Genomic DNA, 17772 nt, shown 5'->3' with positions numbered 1-17772 from the left:
GCTTACGGAAGGAGCCATAGAGATGAAAGAGTTAAACAACCTGCGGCGCATCCTGAAGCGTCCGCGCCGCTACGCGCGTGCGCGGCGCGGCGCGCCCCCGCTCCGGCGGCTGGTCCCCGCCGCCTGGCTGGCAGCGCCCCTGCTGGCGGCGCTGCTGCTGCCGCTGGCTGTTGTCCCGCAGCGCGGGGGACAACAGCCGCCGGCGCCCCCGGCCGTGCCGCAGGCCACGGCCGCTCCGGCGCCGCCGGCACCGGCGGCTGCCGCAGAGGCGCCGCAGCCGGAGGTAACCGTCTATTTGTCGCGGAGCGGACAAATCGAGACCCTGCCGCTGGAGGAATACGTCAGCGGCGTACTGGCGGCCGAGATGCCGGCCGAATTTGAGCTCGAAGCGCTCAAAGCGCAGGCCGTAGCGGCCCGCACGTTCATTGCCCGCCGTCTGGTCGCCGGCGACCACAGCGGGGTACCCGTTCCCGAAGCGGATGTGAGCGATACGGTAAGCCATCAGGCTTACGTATCGCAGGCCGTGCTGGAACGGGACTGGGCGTCCGGCAGCAAGCGCGCCGGACTGGCGAAGATCCGCCGCGCGGTCCTGGAGACGCGCGGGACCATCATGACCTATCAGGGGCAGCCGATCACGGCTTCCTTCTTCGCCTCCAGCGGAGGGTATACCGAGAACTCCGAGGAGTATTGGAATGCTGCGGTTCCCTATCTGCGCAGTGTAGCCAGCCCTTGGGAGCTGCAGATTACCCCGAACCTGGCGGTAAGCTACACCTTTAGCAATTCGGAGCTGCGCAGCAAGCTGGGCCTTGGAACCAAGGACCTTCCGGCAGTAGCCAGTCTGGGAGCTTCGGGCAAAGCGCTGCCAGTCTCCTCTCAATCCTCTACCAGCTTGCCAGCGGAGGTACTGTCGCTTACAGCCGGCCACCGGATCAAACAGATCTCTATCGGAGGGACGGTGTTTACCGGGCGGGAAGTGAGAGAGAAGCTGGGGCTGCGCTCGAGCCAGTTCACCTGGAAGCGCCAAGCGGGGAAGGTGCAGATCACCACATATGGTAACGGCCACGGTGTCGGCATGAGCCAGTGGGGGGCGAACGGCATGGCGAAGCAGGGGAAGACGGCCACACAGATTCTCAAACACTACTACAGCGGGGTCTCTTTTACCGGAATCTCAACTCTCCTGAAAAAATAATCTGCAAGATACGTATAAAAGCGAAGCGCCCGGTAACACTGGTTACTGAGGTGATAACCATATGAATGAACAAGACAAAATCAAATCAACCCATGATGAATCTCTCAAAAACAAGCAGGGAGATTCAGGCGCCAAGCCTTCTTCATGGAGCAGACTGTTATCCAAACGGTGGGTATTCCCGGCAGTCTACACGGCGGCAGCGGCACTTATACTAACCTTGGTGTGGGTCTATCAGGATGCCGGCCAGAAGCCGCTGAATCCGGACAACGCCGCGGTAGTATCCCAAGGTGAGGCCGGCAGCAAAACCGGAGCCGTAAACGGTGATCCCGAAGCCCTGGAAGTCGTCGCATCAGCCGAAAGCCTGGTCTGGCCGGTAGCCAGCCCGAGTGAAGTGGAAGTGGTCAAACCGTACTACGATGAGAACGGCACGGAAGAGAATCATATTGCAGCGATGGTGCAGTACAACAATACCTTTGTCACCAACACCGGAATTGATATTGCCCGTGAAGACAACAAGTCGTTTGATGTGAAGGCGGCACTCAGCGGTGAAGTTACCCGAGTGGAAGATGTGGCTGTACTGGGCAAGGTCATCGAGGTTACTTCCCCCGGCGAGCTGAAGACGGTCTATCAGAGTCTTGGCGAAACCAAAGTGAAGCAGGGCGATGAAGTGAAGCAGGGCGATACGCTGGCAACTGCGGGACGCAATGAGATGGAGAAGAGCCTTGGCAACCATGTACACTTTGAAGTGCATGAGGACGGCAAGATTGTGAATCCTTCGGATCTGCTTCCGCAGCGCTAAGCCAAAAAGATCAGCAGGGGGCGAAAGCCTCCTGTTTTTTTTCTGAACATACAACTTGACCTGAAATGGACAGTCCGGCAGGTTCTATTCTGGAAATTAGGCTGTGAAATGCAGTGATTTGGGTTGTCCGAGAAATAAAATGAGCCTTCCGGAGCTTGTCATGTCCTGAAAGCGCGAATATATAGGCCCGCCCCTCATATAATGTACCAAACTATTCACAGTTGGGAGGCGGGAGCGTGCACGATTACATCAAGGAACGTACCATTAAAATCGGACGCTGCATCGTAGAAACCAGGCACACGGTCCGGACCATAGCCAAGGAATTTGGCGTTTCAAAAAGTACGGTGCATAAAGATTTAACCGAACGGCTGCCGGAAATCAATCCGGATCTGGCTGATCAGGTGAAGCACATTCTCGAATATCACAAGTCCATCCGTCATCTTCGGGGGGGAGAAGCCACAAAAATTAAATATAAGAAAACCACAGGCAAGAAGCGTGAGGTTGCCGTAGCCTCAAAGCCATAAGATTTTCGGATTTTCGGGCCGAAATTCAGGTTTAGTCCATTGTGCACACCCCCCAAAGTATGGTATTTTTAAATTTGGTACTATCTAACTAATCTCATTTAAAATAACACTTTGGGGGCTCTTTCATTATGTTTAGCAAGGATATCGGAATCGATCTCGGTACAGCCAACGTGCTCATTCATGTTAAGGGAAGGGGAGTCGTTCTGGATGAACCTTCCGTCGTCACACTTGAAACTGATACGAAGCGAGTCCTTGCGATTGGTGAACAGGCACGCCGGATGGTTGGGCGGACACCTGGAAATATAACGACGATTCGTCCGCTCCGGGACGGTGTAATCGCCGACTTTGCCATTACGGAAATGATGCTCAAATACTTTATTGACAGCGTTGGCGGCCGGACCTGGTATTCACGGCCCCGTATTTTGATTTGTGCTCCCACCAATATTACTTCCGTGGAACAGAAGTCCATCCGTGAGGCAGCGGAGCGCAGCGGGGCCAAGGAAGTGTTTATGGAGGAAGAGCCCAAAGCTGCAGCCATTGGTGCAGGAATGGACATTTATCAACCTAGCGGAAATATGGTCGTCGATATTGGCGGCGGAACGACGGATGTAGCCGTGTTATCCATGGGCGACGTCGTTACCGCCTCTTCCATTAAAATCGCGGGGGACAAGTTCGACGATGCCATTTTAAGATATATCAAACAGAAATATAAGCTCCTGATCGGTGAACGTACTGCAGAGGACATCAAAGTGACCATCGGTTCGGTACGTCCGGGCGGGATGAAGGCAGAGATGGATATCCGCGGGCGTGATATGGTGAGCGGACTTCCCCAGACCCTTACCATTTCCTCCGGCGAGGTGAAGGAAGCATTGTGGGACCCGGTCTCTTCCATTGTGGCTGCGGCCAAGTCGGTGCTGGAGCGTACGCCGCCCGAGCTGTCGGCAGATATCATTGACCGTGGAGTCGTATTGACCGGCGGCGGTGCCCTGCTTAACGGACTCGACGAGCTGCTCTCCGAACAGCTGCATGTTCCGGTCTGGGTGGCTGAGGACCCGATGCACTGCGTAGTTAAGGGCACGGGAATTATGCTCGATCATTTGGACAAGGTGGTTAAGAAAAAGTTCTAGCCTGCCGATAATAAGGAAAACAGCAGATTCCAGGAAGGGACTGACCTCATGCTCAGAGGATTATATACAGCCGCAGCAGGGATGGTAACGCAGCAGCGCAGACATGATACGGCGACGCAGAACATGGTCAATTTAAATACTACGGGGTACAAGCAGGTCGATAGTGTCAGCCACGCCTTTCCCGAGGTGCTGATCACCGCGATGGACGGGGGCGCTGCTAAGCCTGTCGGACGGATCAATACCGGAGTTTTTGCCGAGCAGTCCGTCTCCCAATACCTGCAGGGCGACCTCATTGAGAGCGGCAAAAGTGTAGATTTTGCATTATCTACCGACTTACAGGTCGATGATCCGGACAATCCGGGTATAAGTCTTGCTTTTGACGGCTCCGGTAAACATATCAGTCCGGATGGCGAGGTCACTTACCGGCCGCAGGCGTTCTTTACAGTTCAGGATAATGAAGGCAATAATTTATATACACGTAACGGAAGCTTTACCGTCGCCCCTACAGGGGAAGTGCTTAGCTCCGGCGGATTCAAGGTGCTCGACAGTAACGGCAATCCGCTGAGATTGACAGGGCCCCAGGATAACCTTAAAGTGGACGGGCAGGGTAACCTGATGAATAATCTGACAGGACAGCCTTCGGGCACCCGGATCGGAATCAGTGTCATCACAAGACCGCAGGAGCTGGTGCGTGATGGTAATGGTGTCTTCCACGCTGATGATGCCGAGGCCGCAGACATCCGCTTTTCTAATGGAACCGATAATCTGCAGGTACGGCAGGGGTACCTGGAGAACTCCAATGTGGATGCCACTCAGGTCACTGTGGATATGAATGCTGCTTACCGCGCTTATGAAGCGAATCAGAAAGTGATCCAGTTCTACGACAGCAGCCTGCAGAAGGCCGTGAATGAAGTCGGCAGAGTATAGCCGGGCTGCACGGACCATTGTTCTGACAGTGTAAGCCAGTTTCTTATCAAGCTTGTGGGAGGTTAGACCCGTGAACAACTCGACAATCGGTGCATCTGTCTCTATGGCCAGTCTGCAGCAGCGGCTGGATATTATAGCGGATAACATTGCCAATATGAATACCAATGGCTATAAGAGTAAAGAAGGCTCGTTCGAGGATGTGCTTACCCGTGTGCAGCAGCAATCCAAGGATTATGACCAGACTGGACGCAGCATGCCGCTGGGCTTCAATATCGGCTTCGGGGTGCGTGTGCCTACAGTTACAAGTAATTGGGAGGAAGGTACGCTCCAGGAGACAGGGAAGCCTACGGACTTGGCGCTTCAAGGCAACGGATTGTTCGGCGTTCAGGTGAATGGTGAAACGGCATATACCCGCCAGGGGAATTTCCACTTCACCCCGGATACCGCCAATAAGGACAAGATGGTTCTTGTGGACAATACCGGCAACCCAGTGCTGGGTGCTAACGGCACCCCGCTCACCGTAGGGGCTAATGTAAGTGCTGCTATTGATGAGCGCGGCCAGGTGTGGACCAAGACGGATGAGAAACAGCCGCCGGTCCTGGCAGGCAGCATAATGATTGTAGAGCCGCTCAGCAAGACTGCTTTGCAAGCTGTAGATGGTAACTTCTATGTATTGGCTGATGGTGTGACTGCGCAGCAGGCATTCGTGCCAAGAGCAGCGGGCGCAGCGAAGGATGTAGGCGTGCGTTCAGGCTATCTGGAATCCTCCAACGTGGATCTGAGCCGGGAAATGACGGAGATGATGCAGATTCAGCGTACGTATCAGCTTGCTGCCCGGGCGCTGTCCTCCAGTGACCAGATGCTGGGCCTGGCTAATAACATGCGCGCGTGAGGTGAAGGAATGAGTCGTGAGAAGGTTAAGACTGCACAGAATGCAGAAGAGGAACAGCAGCAGCCGGTGAAGCGGCGCAGGATTAAGGCCTGGTCCATTATCCAGTGGTTCCTGATTCCATTGCTGCTGGTTGCCGCGCTTGGAGGCGGGCTGGTCGTAGGGTATGTGATCCTCGGCAAAAAGGAACTAAGTGATGTGCTCCTGTGGAGCACCTGGAAGCATGTATATGATCTGGTGTTCGCACCTTGAAACGTTATGGTATACCAATATCGGAGGCTCCCTTGTTGTGCAGGGGAGTTTTCTTTTTTATACTGAAAAATGTATAATGATGGCGTGCCCTAAGAGCGCCAAAAAGGGCCCTCTCCGCCATGCTGCCGCGTGCGGTGGAGAAAGCCCCTTATCTCAACCTCCACTGCTGCAGGTGGTGAAGGATAGTTATAGTTTTTGCCGAAGCTGTCCATATTTATGCAGGGCGGCGAAGAATAAAACAAAAGTGCTGCTATAGGCGGAGGTTCATAGACGCGGTTATAACCGAAGGGAGCTTTAATAATCATGCTAAATACCAATCAAATTCAAGAAATAATCCCCCACCGGCCCCCATTTCTGCTGGTGGACAAAATTACTGAAATAGAAATGGGCAAGCGGGCGGTCGGCATCAAAAATGTAACGGTAAATGAGCCGTTTTTCGCCGGACATTTTCCAGGATTTCCGGTCATGCCGGGAGTGCTGATTACGGAAGCTTTGGCTCAGGTGGGTGCTGTGGCTATTCTTGGAGTTGAAGCCAACCGGGGCAAAATCGGTTTTCTGGCCGGGCTTGACGGCTTCCGTTTTCGCGGACAGGTTGTCCCAGGCGATACCCTTGTGCTTGAGGTAGAGATTACCCGGCTTAAAGGCAGCATCGGCAAAGGACAAGCCACCGCCAAGGTGGACGGCAAGACGGTAGCCTCCGGCGAGATTATGTTCGCACTCAGCTAGTTCCTGTTATAAACTTATACATTATAGATGGAGAAGGAGAGATTGACATGACTGGATTAAGCCCGAAGGCGCAGGAGACCCTGACACGTTGGCTGCAGGACCCTTCTGTCGACGAGAACACCAAAGAAGAGCTGAAGGCTCTTGCCGGTGAACCGAAGGAGCTGGAAGAACGATTCTATAGAGATCTTGAATTCGGTACAGGCGGCTTGCGCGGAGTCATCGGGGCAGGCAGTAACCGGATGAACCGTTATACGGTCGGCCGGGCCACTCAGGGCTTCGCTGATTACATTCTGGGGCAGCATACGGGCGCAGGCAGACCCTCGGTGGTCATTGCCCACGATTCCCGGCGCTTCTCGCCGGAATTTACGCTGGAGGCTGCGCTTGTCCTTGCCGGTAACGGCATTGAGACTCATCTGTTCTCTTCCCTCCGCTCCACGCCGCAGCTGTCATTTACCGTCCGCCATCTGAAGGCCTCGGGAGGCATTGTGATCACTGCCAGCCACAATCCGCCTGAATACAACGGATACAAGGTCTACAACGCCCAGGGCGGACAGCTGGTGCCGCATGAAGCAGAGAAGGTTATTGCTAATATTCTGAATGTGGACTCCTTCAATGGGGTGAAGCGCCTGTCTCAGGAGGCTGCTGAGAGCGCTGGCTTGCTGCACTGGCTGGGGGCGGAAGCGGACGAAGCCTTTACGGATACGGTAGCTGCGGTAAGTGTCAGCCGTGAAGAGATCGCTTCTTCGCTGGGCCGCGACTTCTCCATTGTCTATACGCCGCTGCACGGGACAGGCAATCTTCCGGTCCGCCGTGTACTGGAGAAGATCGGCTTCACTCAGGTGCATGTAGTTCCTGAGCAGGAGCAGCCGGATTCCGAATTCTCGACCGTGAAATCACCAAATCCGGAGGAGCGCGAAGCCTTCACTCTGGCGATGAAGCTGGGCGAAGAATTGAATGCAGATCTGCTGATCGGTACAGACCCGGATGCTGACCGTATGGGCGCCGTGGTCCGTGACAATGAAGGCAAATTTGTGGTGCTGTCCGGGAATCAGTCCGGCGCGCTCATGATTCATTATTACCTCAGCCGTTTACAGGAACAAGGGAAGCTGCCGACCAACGGCGCTGTAGTCAAGACTATTGTAACCAGTGAGATGGGCGCTGCTGTAGCCAGCCATTATGGCGCTACGGTATTCAACACCCTGACCGGGTTCAAATATATCGGGGAGAAGATGAACCAGTTCGAGCAGTCCGGCGAGTATACGTATCTGTTCGGATATGAAGAGAGCTACGGCTACCTGGCCGGCAACTATGCCCGTGATAAGGATGCAGTCCTTGCTGCGATGCTGATCGCCGAAGCGGGTGCCTATTACAAGGCCCAGGGCAAGACCCTGTACGATGTGCTGCAAGAGCTGTATGCGCAGTTCGGATACTTCCTGGAGAGCCTGGAATCCCGCACGCTGAAAGGCAAGGATGGAGTGGCCCAGATTCAGGGAATTATGAATGACTGGCGCACCAGCCCGCCGCACGAAATCGCAGGGGCTTCCGTGACGCAGGTGCTGGACTATTCATTGGGACTTGACGGTCTGCCTAAGGAGAACGTGCTGAAGTATTTGCTATCGGACGGCTCGTGGTTCTGCCTGCGTCCTTCCGGCACTGAACCGAAGATCAAAGTGTATTTTGCGGTTGTGGGTGAATCACTGGATAACGCCAAGCACAAGGTTGCTGAATTGACCAGTCAGGTTATGGCACGGGTAGACGGGAAATAATACACAATAAATAACCTCCCTGCGGAAACGGAGCTGCTCCAGATGGAGAGACCTCCGTTTCCGCTTAAATTTGCCGCTGGCAAGAGGAACGGCATCTGTGAGGTACGGCATTCAGCTTTAAAGCGAAAGAGGAGGTACTTTGGTGCAGCAGAAATGGCAACGCTGGAATATAGCATCACGCAAGTGGTTATGGATTATTATGGTGGTTGGTCTGATCAGTGCGCTTCCGGTCGTATATGACCGTCTACAGACAGAGAAGTCTTCCAAAACGGTTGAGTTTGTCTTTGATTACCGCGATCTGGTTGAGGTTGCGAGCTACCGGCAGAATCCGCAGGATTACATCAACGAGCAGCTGGACCGGCTGAAGACTGCCGGTGTTCAGAGTATGGCTATCTACGAGAATACACTGGAGGATTTCCGCAAGGCGCGCCGCCTGATGATCTGGGGAGCGTCTGATATCGCCAATCTTACTGATACTGTGATTCCGGAGAATGAGAACTATACATATGTCCTCTTTACCAGTGCGAAGAACAGTGAAATGCTCTCACCGGTTATCCGCGATGCCTTCAGTAGTCTGGACATCCGGACGGAAGAGTGGAACTACCGCGGACAGCAGGGGCTGATCATCGAGACTCCGCTGGAGAATGCAACGCTCAAGCCGCTGCAGCCGGACCCGATCACGCTGGAAATGCTGCACGATAAGGGCTTCAGCATTGTGCCCCGGCTTGTAGACTCTCTGGCGTACAATCAGGATGCCGTGAAAAAGCTGCTGGACCGTTACGCAGAGCTTGGCGTCAAGCGGATTCTTTTTGAAGGCGAGTCGGTTAAGGGTTACTCCGATGATGCGGATACGGCCAGTCTGACAGCCTTCGCTAATCTCCTGAAGCAGCACGGGATGGGGATTGCAGCTATCGAGAATATTAAAGTTCAACAGAAGGGCTTCTCCAAGCTGGCCTATATGCTGGACTACAACGTGACTCGCCTGTATTCACTCAGTGAGGCGGATTCCAGCCTGAAGACTGAAGTGATTGCAGACCGGTTCGCACTGGGGACGAAAGACCGCAATATCCGCATGATCTATCTGAATACGATTCCCTCGAGAGATACCAAGAAGGCTGCCATTACAGATACGCTGGATAATCTGATTGAGAGTCTCAGCGGACCTGAGGGTGCGGTGGCCAAGATTGAGTCTAATGGCTTCAAGCTTGGACAAGCTACAGCGTTTGATGTGGCCGACTCCTCCTTCCAGCGTTATTTCAAGCTGATTGCAGTGATCGGAGCCGTGGCTATGGTTGCCCTGCTGTTCTCCTACTTCATTCCTTGGCTTACTCTGCCTGTATGGATACTTGGACTGGTAGGTAGCGCCGGGCTGCTGATTCTGAAGCCGACATTATTTGAGCAGGCGCTGGCACTTGCCGTAGCCATAAGTGCGCCTACCTTGGCAATAGTGCTGGCTATCCGCAAAATTAATGAGATGGGCCCGCCTTTACGCGCCAATCCGTTAACCTTTGCCGTAATGAGCCCGCGCCGCCGGCTGACGCACAGTCTGGTCCTGTATGTCAGAACTGCGTTAATTACATTCAGTGCGGTGCCTTTCGTCATTGCACTGCTGAATAATATTACCTACGCCCTGGTACTGGATCAGTTCCGCGGTGTAAGTCTGCTGCATTTGGCCCCGATCGGGCTTACCGCACTGTATGTCCTCTTGTACCGTGGAGAGTTTGCCTTTAACAAGACCGGCAAGCTGCTGCGGACGCCGATAACACTCGCTATGGTCATTGCCGCCGGTGTACTGGGTATCGTAGGAATGTACTATTTAAGCCGGACAGGGAATGCCGGAAGTGTAAGTGGACCGGAGAAGCTCCTGCGCACCTTCCTGGAGAACACCGTCGGGGTAAGACCGCGCAACAAGGAGTTCCTGCTGGCGCATCCGCTCCTGATCCTCGGTGCATTCTTGGCCTATAAATACCGGAGTGCGGCCTTCATCATGATTATTGCAGTCATCGGCCAGCTGTCTATGGTGGATACCTTTGCCCATATTCATTCGCCTGTGCTGATCTCGCTGGTTCGCGGACTTCTTGGTCTGGGACTCGGCCTGATTATCGGTATTATCGCTGTTGGGGTATGGCAGATTGCGGAAGGGTGTTGGAAACGATGGTCACCGCTGCTCAAAAAATTATAATCTCCGGTTTTTACGGCTTCCACAACAGCGGAGACGAAGCTGTTCTGCAGTCCATTCTGAATGCTGTACGCAAGCAGTCCCAGGCCTCGGGATTAACACTGGAGCCTGTGGTATTATCGATTGATCCGGAGTGGACGGCAGCCACATACGGTGTGGAATCCGTCCACCGGATGAAGCTGGGAGAGGTGCGCAGAGCCATATCGGAAAGTGCGGGTCTGATCAGCGGCGGGGGCAGCCTGCTCCAGGATGTAACAAGCAGCAAGACCATTCCGTATTACTTGGGCATCATCAAGCTGGCTCAGTGGATGGGGAAGCCGACATTTATCTATGCCCAGGGGATCGGCCCGGTGAACCGGAAGCTGTTTCATCCGCTGATTAAATCCATTTTCCGTAAATGTGCTTATATCTCCGTGCGGGATGAACAATCCCGCCTGCTGCTTCAGTCTATGGGACTTAACATTGAAGATATAGATGTTGTGCCCGACCCGGTTATGGGTCTGGAATTGCCTGAGGATATGCAGACAGAACAACATGCAGAAGCAGATCCGGTAGCTGGAGATACACCCAATTCCGGGCTGCAAGGTGCGCCCGCTACTGTAGGGGTCTCCGTGCGCTTCTGGGAGCAGTCCCGCCAAGAGCTGGACGCGTTGGCCGAAGGCCTGGTGAAGGCTTCTGCGGAGCAGCCGCTACATGTTCACTTTCTGCCCTTCCATCATTCTGCGGACAATGAGGCTTCCCGCTATGTGATGCAGAAGATGGGCCGGAGAATAGAAGACAATGGGGGATCGGTAACGATCCGTGAAGATGCGCTTCATCCGCTGCAAATGCTGCGGGAGGTGAGCCAGTGCCAGGCGCTTATAGGTATGCGGCTGCACAGCCTTATCTATGCTGCGGGACAGCGTGTCCCGGTAATGGGTGTCTCTTATGATCCGAAGATCGATCATTTTCTTGAACGGGTTGCCTGTAAGCCGGTGGGTAAGACAGATACGCTGGAGGCAGACACGGTGGCTGCCGGGCTTCTGGAGCTGCTGAGGTCAGGAGAGAGCTGGAAGCAGGAGCGGGAGCCACTGATTGCGGCACTGACCCAAGAGGCTGAGACTCCGGCCCGGAGAATCGCCCAATATTTCGGCCATAAAGGATGAGTGACAAGTGAAAGCAGAAAGTACATTACCTACAGTGCCTATTTTTGGCATACGAGTATCTAAGGCGGATATGAAGACCACCGTATCCTATTTGACGGAGGCGGTTCATAAGCGTGAACCTCATCAGGTAATTACTGCCAATCCGATTATGGTCATGGCGGCGCTGGAGAATCCGTCTTATATGGAGATTATGAAATCAGCAGAGCTTGTAGTTCCTGACGGGACTGGAGTGGTCTGGGCAGCGAAATATTGTCATGAGCCTGTAGCAGAGCGTGTAGCGGGTTTTGATCTTTTACATGAATTATTGCACCAAGGCGAAAGCTACAACTGGCGGGTCTATTTGCTCGGTTCAACCCCTGAGGTGATTCGCGAGACGGCTTCCCGGTTACAAACAAGATATCCCGGTATTGTCATCGCTGGATATCATGACGGGTATTTTGGTCCGGCAGAGGATGAACAAATTGTGGGTGGAATCCTTGAAACGAAGCCTGACCTGCTCTTTGTCGCCAGAGGGGCGGACAGTCAGGAGCCATGGATCGCCAAATACAAATCCCGGCTGCAGATCCCGGTGATGATGGGTGTTGGCGGGAGCTTTGATGTGATCTCCGGCAAGAGCCGCCGTGCCCCTGTTGCCTTCCAGAAATTAAGGGCAGAATGGTTATACCGGCTGCTCAAGGAACCCACGCGTTACAAAAGAATGCTTGCGCTGCCGAAATTCGCAGTAAAAGTGGTGCGAGAGAAAGATAAAGTAACAAAAGATAAGTGAAATGAGGATATTTACCGAAAAAATCCGTGTTACCGCCTAAAAACAGTATTGGAATTTGTTTTTGGTTCAGCGTATAATTCAATGCGGTAGAGAAATGGGGGTCGACTTTTCAAATGTTAATCATATACATCGCCGGATTCGTTGTGTGCATGGGGCTTGCACTGCTTTTGACGCCGTTCGTGAAGAAATTCGCCATTAAGATCGGTGCGACAGATGTGCCAAATGCCCGGAAAGTGCATACGAAGATCATGCCCCGCCTTGGCGGACTCGGCATATTTCTGGCGTTTGTGTTAGGCCTGCTTGCCGTATTGCCGTTTATTCCGTATGACTTCACTCCCCGGGAGACTAATTTCATTAAGGCGCTGCTATGCGGCGGAGGTCTGATTGTATTGATCGGCGGTTTGGATGACCGTTTTGAGCTGTCAGCCAAAGTGAAGCTGCTGGGCCAAATTGCCGCTGCCTGTATCGTAGTTTTCGGGTTTGGCATAACGGTTGATTTCGTAAATATTCCTTTTCATAATAGCTATTCTTCCCTAGAGAGCTGGATTGCCATTCCTCTGACGATCTTCTGGATTGTCGGTGTCACGAACGCCGTGAACCTGATCGACGGACTGGACGGGCTTGCAGCAGGCGTATCCGGTATCGCAATTGCTACGATCGCTGTAATGGCCTTCCTAATGGGGAACACCATGGTTGCCCTGCTCTGTCTGCTGCTGCTGGGCAGCATTCTGGGATTCCTGTTCTTCAACTTCCATCCCGCCAAAATCTTCATGGGTGATACGGGCTCGCTGTTCCTAGGCTTCTGCCTGGCGCTGCTAGCACTGCTCGGCTTCAAACAGATTGCGGTGGTTTCATTCATCACACCACTCCTGATCATCGGAGTTCCGTTATCGGATACCTTCTTCGCCATCGTCCGGCGCAAGCTGCAGAAGAAGCCGATCTTCGCTCCGGATAAAGGCCATCTCCATCACTGTCTGCGCGAGCTTGGCTTCAGTCACCGCCAGACGGTACTGATCATCTACGGCATTGCCGCATTCTTCGGCGTCCTTGCAGTCATCCAGACCTCCGCTTCGCTCTACGAAGCCAACTGGGTTACCTTCGTAGTCATCTGTGTCATGCTCTTCTTCCTGCAAATCGGCGCAGAGATCACCGGCGTCATCAGCAAGACCAAACGTCCGGTGATTGACTTGTTTTTGAGAATGCGGATGAAGGTGGATCAGGAACGGGGCACTAAGTGATACATTCACTTGGAGTTAGGCTGTATCCAATTTGATTACATTGAGTTGAAGCGTATCCTGTCACAGGATACGCTTTTTTAGTGCGCTCATAAGAACGGAATCTCAAGAGAGCTATCCAATTGTGTCTACTGTAGCAGATCTGGATGCCATTTACAGAGAAGTTGGACATAGTCCTTCAAATTATGGACGGTTAGACCGATAAAATAATTATCATCTACAAAAGGGAGAGGTTAATGACATGCAGCGCATGAGAAAAACATTTATCTGGACACTTCTGTTCGCTTTATTGGTATCCTTAGTCCCGCCAGGACTTATGAATATTGCGGCGGCTGCAGATAAGCCTACCAGTTACTTCACACCGGATAACCAAAAACTTCGGAATACGGTTGATCTGACCTTACTGCCGTCATCTACACAGCCGCCAAAGCAAATTGCAAGAGATAATGTATTGCAGGTGACAGATGCGAGCTTGACCGTGACAGGAACCTTTACCAAGGTGACTAGTTCTACACTTGGAGCCAATGTTCAACTGTTGAACTGGGATCAGACAAATAAAAAGTGGATCGAAGACCCTACACGTGTAACTCCAGGTGTTGTCCAATTGGATGTTGACAGTCCTGATAACCGATTCAGTGCCAATCTGACCTTGTATCCGGGTATGAACCGGATTACACTGACTGGATCACAAGGCAGCAATGAACGATCAGAAGCATTTTATGTTCTGTTTGATAAGGTGCCGTATGTAGAGAAGCTTCAGGTTCTGGGTGGATCTGAGAAGCTGAATCTAAATGAAGGCGCACAGTTAGTTGTAGCCAATAAAGAGATCACACTGGAAGGTAAGGCGCAGAATGCTACCAAGGTTACCGTTGCTCTTAATGACGGTACTGCGTCAAGTACATCCTTGCTTCAGGATGGAACCTTCTTTTCTCAGCGAATGGAGCTTAAGCCTGGGGTGAATACCCTTAAGCTGGTTGTGCAGAATGGTTCTGACACGCTGAGCTTCCAGTATTCTATCTTTTACTATGATGAGAAGAATCCAATCGTTGCAATGTATTTAGGGGATAAGACGACCGGCCAAGGCCAGGATCTCTTGTACGGAGACCAGCCTGTGATGACAGAAGACAGCGATACCGCCAACCTGTTCGTCCAAATGATGGTTCCAGACAATGCCGGAGTACCCTTCCAGGGCTCAGCAGTTGTGAAGCTGGATAGCATAGTACCCACTATTGAATTTGGTGAAGGATTAACACTTGGAAGTAGTGGTGCTGTAGAATTAAAAAAAGGAACTGAAATTATGGTGCCCTCTCCAGTCAAGGATGCGCCCGCTTATAGGCTGGTAACCTTCAAAATCCCTCTGACCTTAACAAAGGACAATGCAACACCAGCCAACCGCCTTGAGAAACAGACGCATAACCTTTCCGTAGCTTATGGAACCAAGACGGTAAACCGCTCCATTGAATTTCAGTATATGAAGAATAATATTGTAATCACGGATATGAAGTATTTAGCGGGATATAACGGAACCGGGACGGTGCCTGCCGGAGTAGCGCTGAATGGGGCCAAGGTAGATTCGGGAGAATTCTATATTTTGGTCAAAACCAATGCGGCTGTAACAACCAAACCTGTAAATCTGCTTGCAAGCTATTTGCCTTTGTCCACCAGAGTGTTAAAGCCAGAGTGGGTGGAGTCGGTAACTTCTACAGAGCACATCTTTAAAATTACGGATTTCCAGAACGGAAATCAGACTGTACGCTTCAAGATTGATGGATCGTCCTCCAACAAGGATGTGAATATTTCATTTGCCTCTAAGAGCTATATTTATGTATCGAACCTTACAGACGGACAGACTTATGTAATAAACTCTAAAGAAAGTACATCGTTGAACGTCAAGGGACAATATGTTGATTTTAATCTGGCCAGTAAATACTTTTTAGCTGAAATGTATGTGAACGGAACAAAGGTCATGCCTATCGGCTCAGAGAAATTTCCGAACGCCAGTGACGGCACTTTTACAGTGGATTTAAAAATTGATGCAAGTGCAGGACCCATTGTATTTGGGGAGAACAAAATTGTTCTAACCGGTACAGGGGTAGATGAAAAAGGACAGGTTCGTGAGGTTCGCAAGGAACTGCGTGTCTATATTCTTGATGAGAATGTATCGACCATCAGCAAGTTCCAGCCAGCTTTAGGTACAGGGAGATCGGCATTCCCGGACGCTAATTTTGGGCCAACGGACGTCCTGTTGACAAAGCTGTTCAATCTGACACCTGACTTCATTTATAATGAAACGAAATATACGACCAGCCTGAAGACCTATGATTTGGTGCTAAGAGGCAGCGGGGCAGTCAAGCTTAATCTGAACCTGGGGACCAAAAATATATTGTCGCTTGATATTCCTGCTAACGCGAGTTCCGCGAACACAGTAAGCCCGATCTTTGCGGATCAACGTTATACCACCAGCTTTGCCGGCAGTCAAAAAGACTTCGTTATGCGAATTCAGGATCTTACCAATGATACACCGGGAACTTATATATATACGCTTGAATTGATCAACAGCACCGGTGCCAAGACTAGCCAGAAGCTGGAACTGGTCCGGGAAGTAAGTGCCTACCGTATTCTGTCACCCCAGCCTTCCGTAGGTACTCAATATGTTGTGAATAAGAATTTTGTTCATTTCGATATTGAGGCTGAGGGAGCTACCAGCGTAATTATTGATAAAGAACAGGCAGTCAAAAGAACGGATCTGGGCCCTGGCAGATTCGTATTGGATTATGTAGGGTTGAAACCGGATAAGGCCAATAGTATTAAAATTCAGATCGTCAGAGGAAGCAGTACAAGTACAGATACCATATCTATATTCTATACAGGTACTGTGGCGGTTGACTCGCAGTATATGGCACCTAAGGTAGCAGACAAATACAGTGTATTTAATAAGAAGCTAGAGCTTAACTTTCCTAAAGGAACAGTAATGCAAAGTACAGATACGCGCAATCTGAATAAGTTCTATCCAAATACCAAACTTCGCTTCGGTATTGCAGAGCCCACAACGGGTGTGGTCGAGCGCCGTAATGATTATGGCAATGTCATCGGCTTCCCAATAACGTTTGAGGAGAGCGGCATCCCTAACTGGATCATTCCTGACGAATTTTCTCTTCGTTTCAGTTCTCCGTATGAGAGCAGCAACTTTGTGAGAATTTCGGATGTGTATTGGATTAGCGGAGGCCTTGGTGAACTGGGCACAGCAGCATCTGCAGGTTATATTCCTGCAACGAATGGTCTAGCCCCTTATTCTGTTGATGGTCTGTTCGGTGACCCGCAGACCCCAGCAGAACGCAAAATCACTCCGTCCAAACGGGGAACGTTGACTCTGTCCTTTGACTCCAATGTAGTTGACGATGCAGGGACAGTAGTAACTGTATTCCAATATAATTCCAACCGGGAATGGGTTAATATTGGCGGGACCGTTGATACCAAGAAACATACGATTAGTGTTCCATTTGATGAATTTGGTTATTACAAGGTTATGAAGATGAGCCGTGGCTATAACGATATTACGAACCACCAATGGGCTAGAAATATTCTGAATGCTCTGTATTCCAAGGGAATCATGAACAATCTTCGTTTTGAACAATTTGGAACAGACGATCAAACAACAAGAGGAGAGTTTGCAACCCTGCTTGTAAAAGGTCTGAATCTGCCGCTTAACTACGATGATAATAAGACTTATTCAGATCTGGTTCCGGGAGCCGGCTCAGTTACATGGGACTACGCACATATTGAGACGGCATCAAGAGCAGGAATTGTGACGGGACTTACCGACGGAGTGTTTGGGCCGGATCAACCAATCACGCGTGAACAAGCCGCTGTGATGATCGCCAGAGCGCTGAAGTTGAAGCTGCCGGTTAACGATCAGAAATTGAAGGATGCAGTAGCCAAGTCCTTCCTGGATTCCGGTAAGATAGAGTCCTACGCTTTATCAGCTGTTCAGGCCGTGTCAAAGGCTAAAATCATGAACGGGGCTGAAGTGAACACTCCAGGGCAAAAAAAGGCTTCTTACAACTTTAATCCCAAAGCCAATATGACAAGAGCTGAGGCCGGTAAAATTGCTGTGGAGCTTTTGAAAAAAAGCACTACAATTTTCCCTAAAACCCTGAGCTAGGGATGACAGCCCAAGAGTAATGACCTTATACAGGTTAAATTACCATTCGGACATCTTTGTAATCTGCTCCCATTTGCGTTACAATG

Annotated in this window: 14 protein-coding genes; all 14 read left to right on the top strand. The window is 51.5% G+C overall.

Annotated elements, in window-relative coordinates; all coding sequences use genetic code 11:
- Positions 1-22 precede the first annotated feature (22 nt).
- The 14 genes from spoIID (at position 23) to NST43_RS28565 (ending at position 17686) form a co-directional block, all read left to right on the top strand.
- Complete coding sequence (gene spoIID / locus NST43_RS28630; protein ID WP_339220761.1) at positions 23-1189, top strand: stage II sporulation protein D; 1167 nt, start codon at positions 23-25, stop codon at positions 1187-1189.
- 61 nt (positions 1190-1250) lie between these two features.
- Positions 1251-1988, top strand: a complete 738-nt coding sequence (locus NST43_RS28625) for a M23 family metallopeptidase (RefSeq protein WP_339220760.1) — start codon at positions 1251-1253, stop codon at positions 1986-1988.
- A gap of 236 nt (positions 1989-2224) precedes the next feature.
- The gene (spoIIID, locus tag NST43_RS28620; RefSeq protein ID WP_019915029.1) at positions 2225-2512 is read left to right on the top strand and encodes a sporulation transcriptional regulator SpoIIID; all 288 of its coding nucleotides are present in this window, start codon (positions 2225-2227) and stop codon (positions 2510-2512) included.
- 128 nt (positions 2513-2640) lie between these two features.
- Positions 2641-3639: a rod shape-determining protein gene (locus tag NST43_RS28615; protein ID WP_209988953.1), complete on the top strand. Its 999-nt coding sequence runs from the start codon at positions 2641-2643 to the stop codon at positions 3637-3639.
- A 48-nt stretch (positions 3640-3687) separates the two neighbouring features.
- Entirely contained in the window at positions 3688-4566 is an 879-nt protein-coding gene (locus NST43_RS28610; protein ID WP_209988950.1) for a flagellar hook-basal body protein, read from the top strand.
- A gap of 70 nt (positions 4567-4636) precedes the next feature.
- Positions 4637-5458, top strand: coding sequence for a flagellar hook-basal body protein (locus tag NST43_RS28605; protein WP_339220758.1), 822 nt, complete (start codon positions 4637-4639; stop codon positions 5456-5458).
- A 9-nt stretch (positions 5459-5467) separates the two neighbouring features.
- The gene (locus tag NST43_RS28600; RefSeq protein ID WP_209988944.1) at positions 5468-5707 is read left to right on the top strand and encodes a DNA-directed RNA polymerase subunit beta; all 240 of its coding nucleotides are present in this window, start codon (positions 5468-5470) and stop codon (positions 5705-5707) included.
- Between the two features lie 303 nt (positions 5708-6010).
- Positions 6011-6433, top strand: a complete 423-nt coding sequence (gene fabZ / locus NST43_RS28595; RefSeq protein WP_209988942.1) for a 3-hydroxyacyl-ACP dehydratase FabZ — start codon at positions 6011-6013, stop codon at positions 6431-6433.
- A gap of 47 nt (positions 6434-6480) precedes the next feature.
- The gene (locus NST43_RS28590; RefSeq protein WP_339220756.1) at positions 6481-8199 is read left to right on the top strand and encodes a phospho-sugar mutase; all 1719 of its coding nucleotides are present in this window, start codon (positions 6481-6483) and stop codon (positions 8197-8199) included.
- 142 nt (positions 8200-8341) lie between these two features.
- On the top strand, positions 8342-10381 hold the full coding sequence (locus NST43_RS28585) for a DUF5693 family protein (RefSeq protein ID WP_339220754.1): 2040 nt from the start codon (positions 8342-8344) through the stop codon (positions 10379-10381).
- Entirely contained in the window at positions 10354-11523 is a 1170-nt protein-coding gene (gene csaB / locus NST43_RS28580; protein WP_339225551.1) for a polysaccharide pyruvyl transferase CsaB, read from the top strand. The genes NST43_RS28585 and csaB overlap by 28 nt, the downstream gene beginning before the upstream one ends.
- Positions 11524-11530: 7 nt before the next feature.
- Entirely contained in the window at positions 11531-12289 is a 759-nt protein-coding gene (locus NST43_RS28575; RefSeq protein ID WP_339220753.1) for a WecB/TagA/CpsF family glycosyltransferase, read from the top strand.
- 113 nt (positions 12290-12402) lie between these two features.
- Complete coding sequence (locus tag NST43_RS28570; RefSeq protein WP_209988932.1) at positions 12403-13527, top strand: MraY family glycosyltransferase; 1125 nt, start codon at positions 12403-12405, stop codon at positions 13525-13527.
- 238 nt (positions 13528-13765) lie between these two features.
- The gene (locus NST43_RS28565) at positions 13766-17686 is read left to right on the top strand and encodes an S-layer homology domain-containing protein (protein WP_339220751.1); all 3921 of its coding nucleotides are present in this window, start codon (positions 13766-13768) and stop codon (positions 17684-17686) included.
- Positions 17687-17772: the final 86 nt, after the last annotated feature.

It is taken from the genome of Paenibacillus sp. FSL H8-0332, from assembly GCF_037963835.1.
Classification (GTDB): Bacteria; Bacillota; Bacilli; order Paenibacillales; family Paenibacillaceae; genus Paenibacillus_AQ; species Paenibacillus_AQ rhizoplanae.
The sequence above is the reverse complement of the archived record's forward strand: the minus strand, read 5'-3'. Positions and strand labels throughout refer to the sequence as shown.

What these genes read in the sequence shown, in the direction of transcription:
- NST43_RS28565 (WP_339220751.1), top strand. Translation starts at nt 13,766, where the DNA reads ATGCAGCGCATGAGAAAAACATTTATCTGGACACTTCTGTTCGCTTTA.
- NST43_RS28610 (WP_209988950.1), top strand. Translation starts at nt 3,688, where the DNA reads ATGCTCAGAGGATTATATACAGCCGCAGCAGGGATGGTAACGCAGCAG.
- NST43_RS28625 (WP_339220760.1), top strand. Translation starts at nt 1,251, where the DNA reads ATGAATGAACAAGACAAAATCAAATCAACCCATGATGAATCTCTCAAA.
- NST43_RS28600 (WP_209988944.1), top strand. Translation starts at nt 5,468, where the DNA reads ATGAGTCGTGAGAAGGTTAAGACTGCACAGAATGCAGAAGAGGAACAG.
- csaB (WP_339225551.1), top strand. Translation starts at nt 10,354, where the DNA reads ATGGTCACCGCTGCTCAAAAAATTATAATCTCCGGTTTTTACGGCTTC.
- spoIID (WP_339220761.1), top strand. Translation starts at nt 23, where the DNA reads ATGAAAGAGTTAAACAACCTGCGGCGCATCCTGAAGCGTCCGCGCCGC.
- NST43_RS28590 (WP_339220756.1), top strand. Translation starts at nt 6,481, where the DNA reads ATGACTGGATTAAGCCCGAAGGCGCAGGAGACCCTGACACGTTGGCTG.
- NST43_RS28570 (WP_209988932.1), top strand. Translation starts at nt 12,403, where the DNA reads ATGTTAATCATATACATCGCCGGATTCGTTGTGTGCATGGGGCTTGCA.
- fabZ (WP_209988942.1), top strand. Translation starts at nt 6,011, where the DNA reads ATGCTAAATACCAATCAAATTCAAGAAATAATCCCCCACCGGCCCCCA.
- NST43_RS28615 (WP_209988953.1), top strand. Translation starts at nt 2,641, where the DNA reads ATGTTTAGCAAGGATATCGGAATCGATCTCGGTACAGCCAACGTGCTC.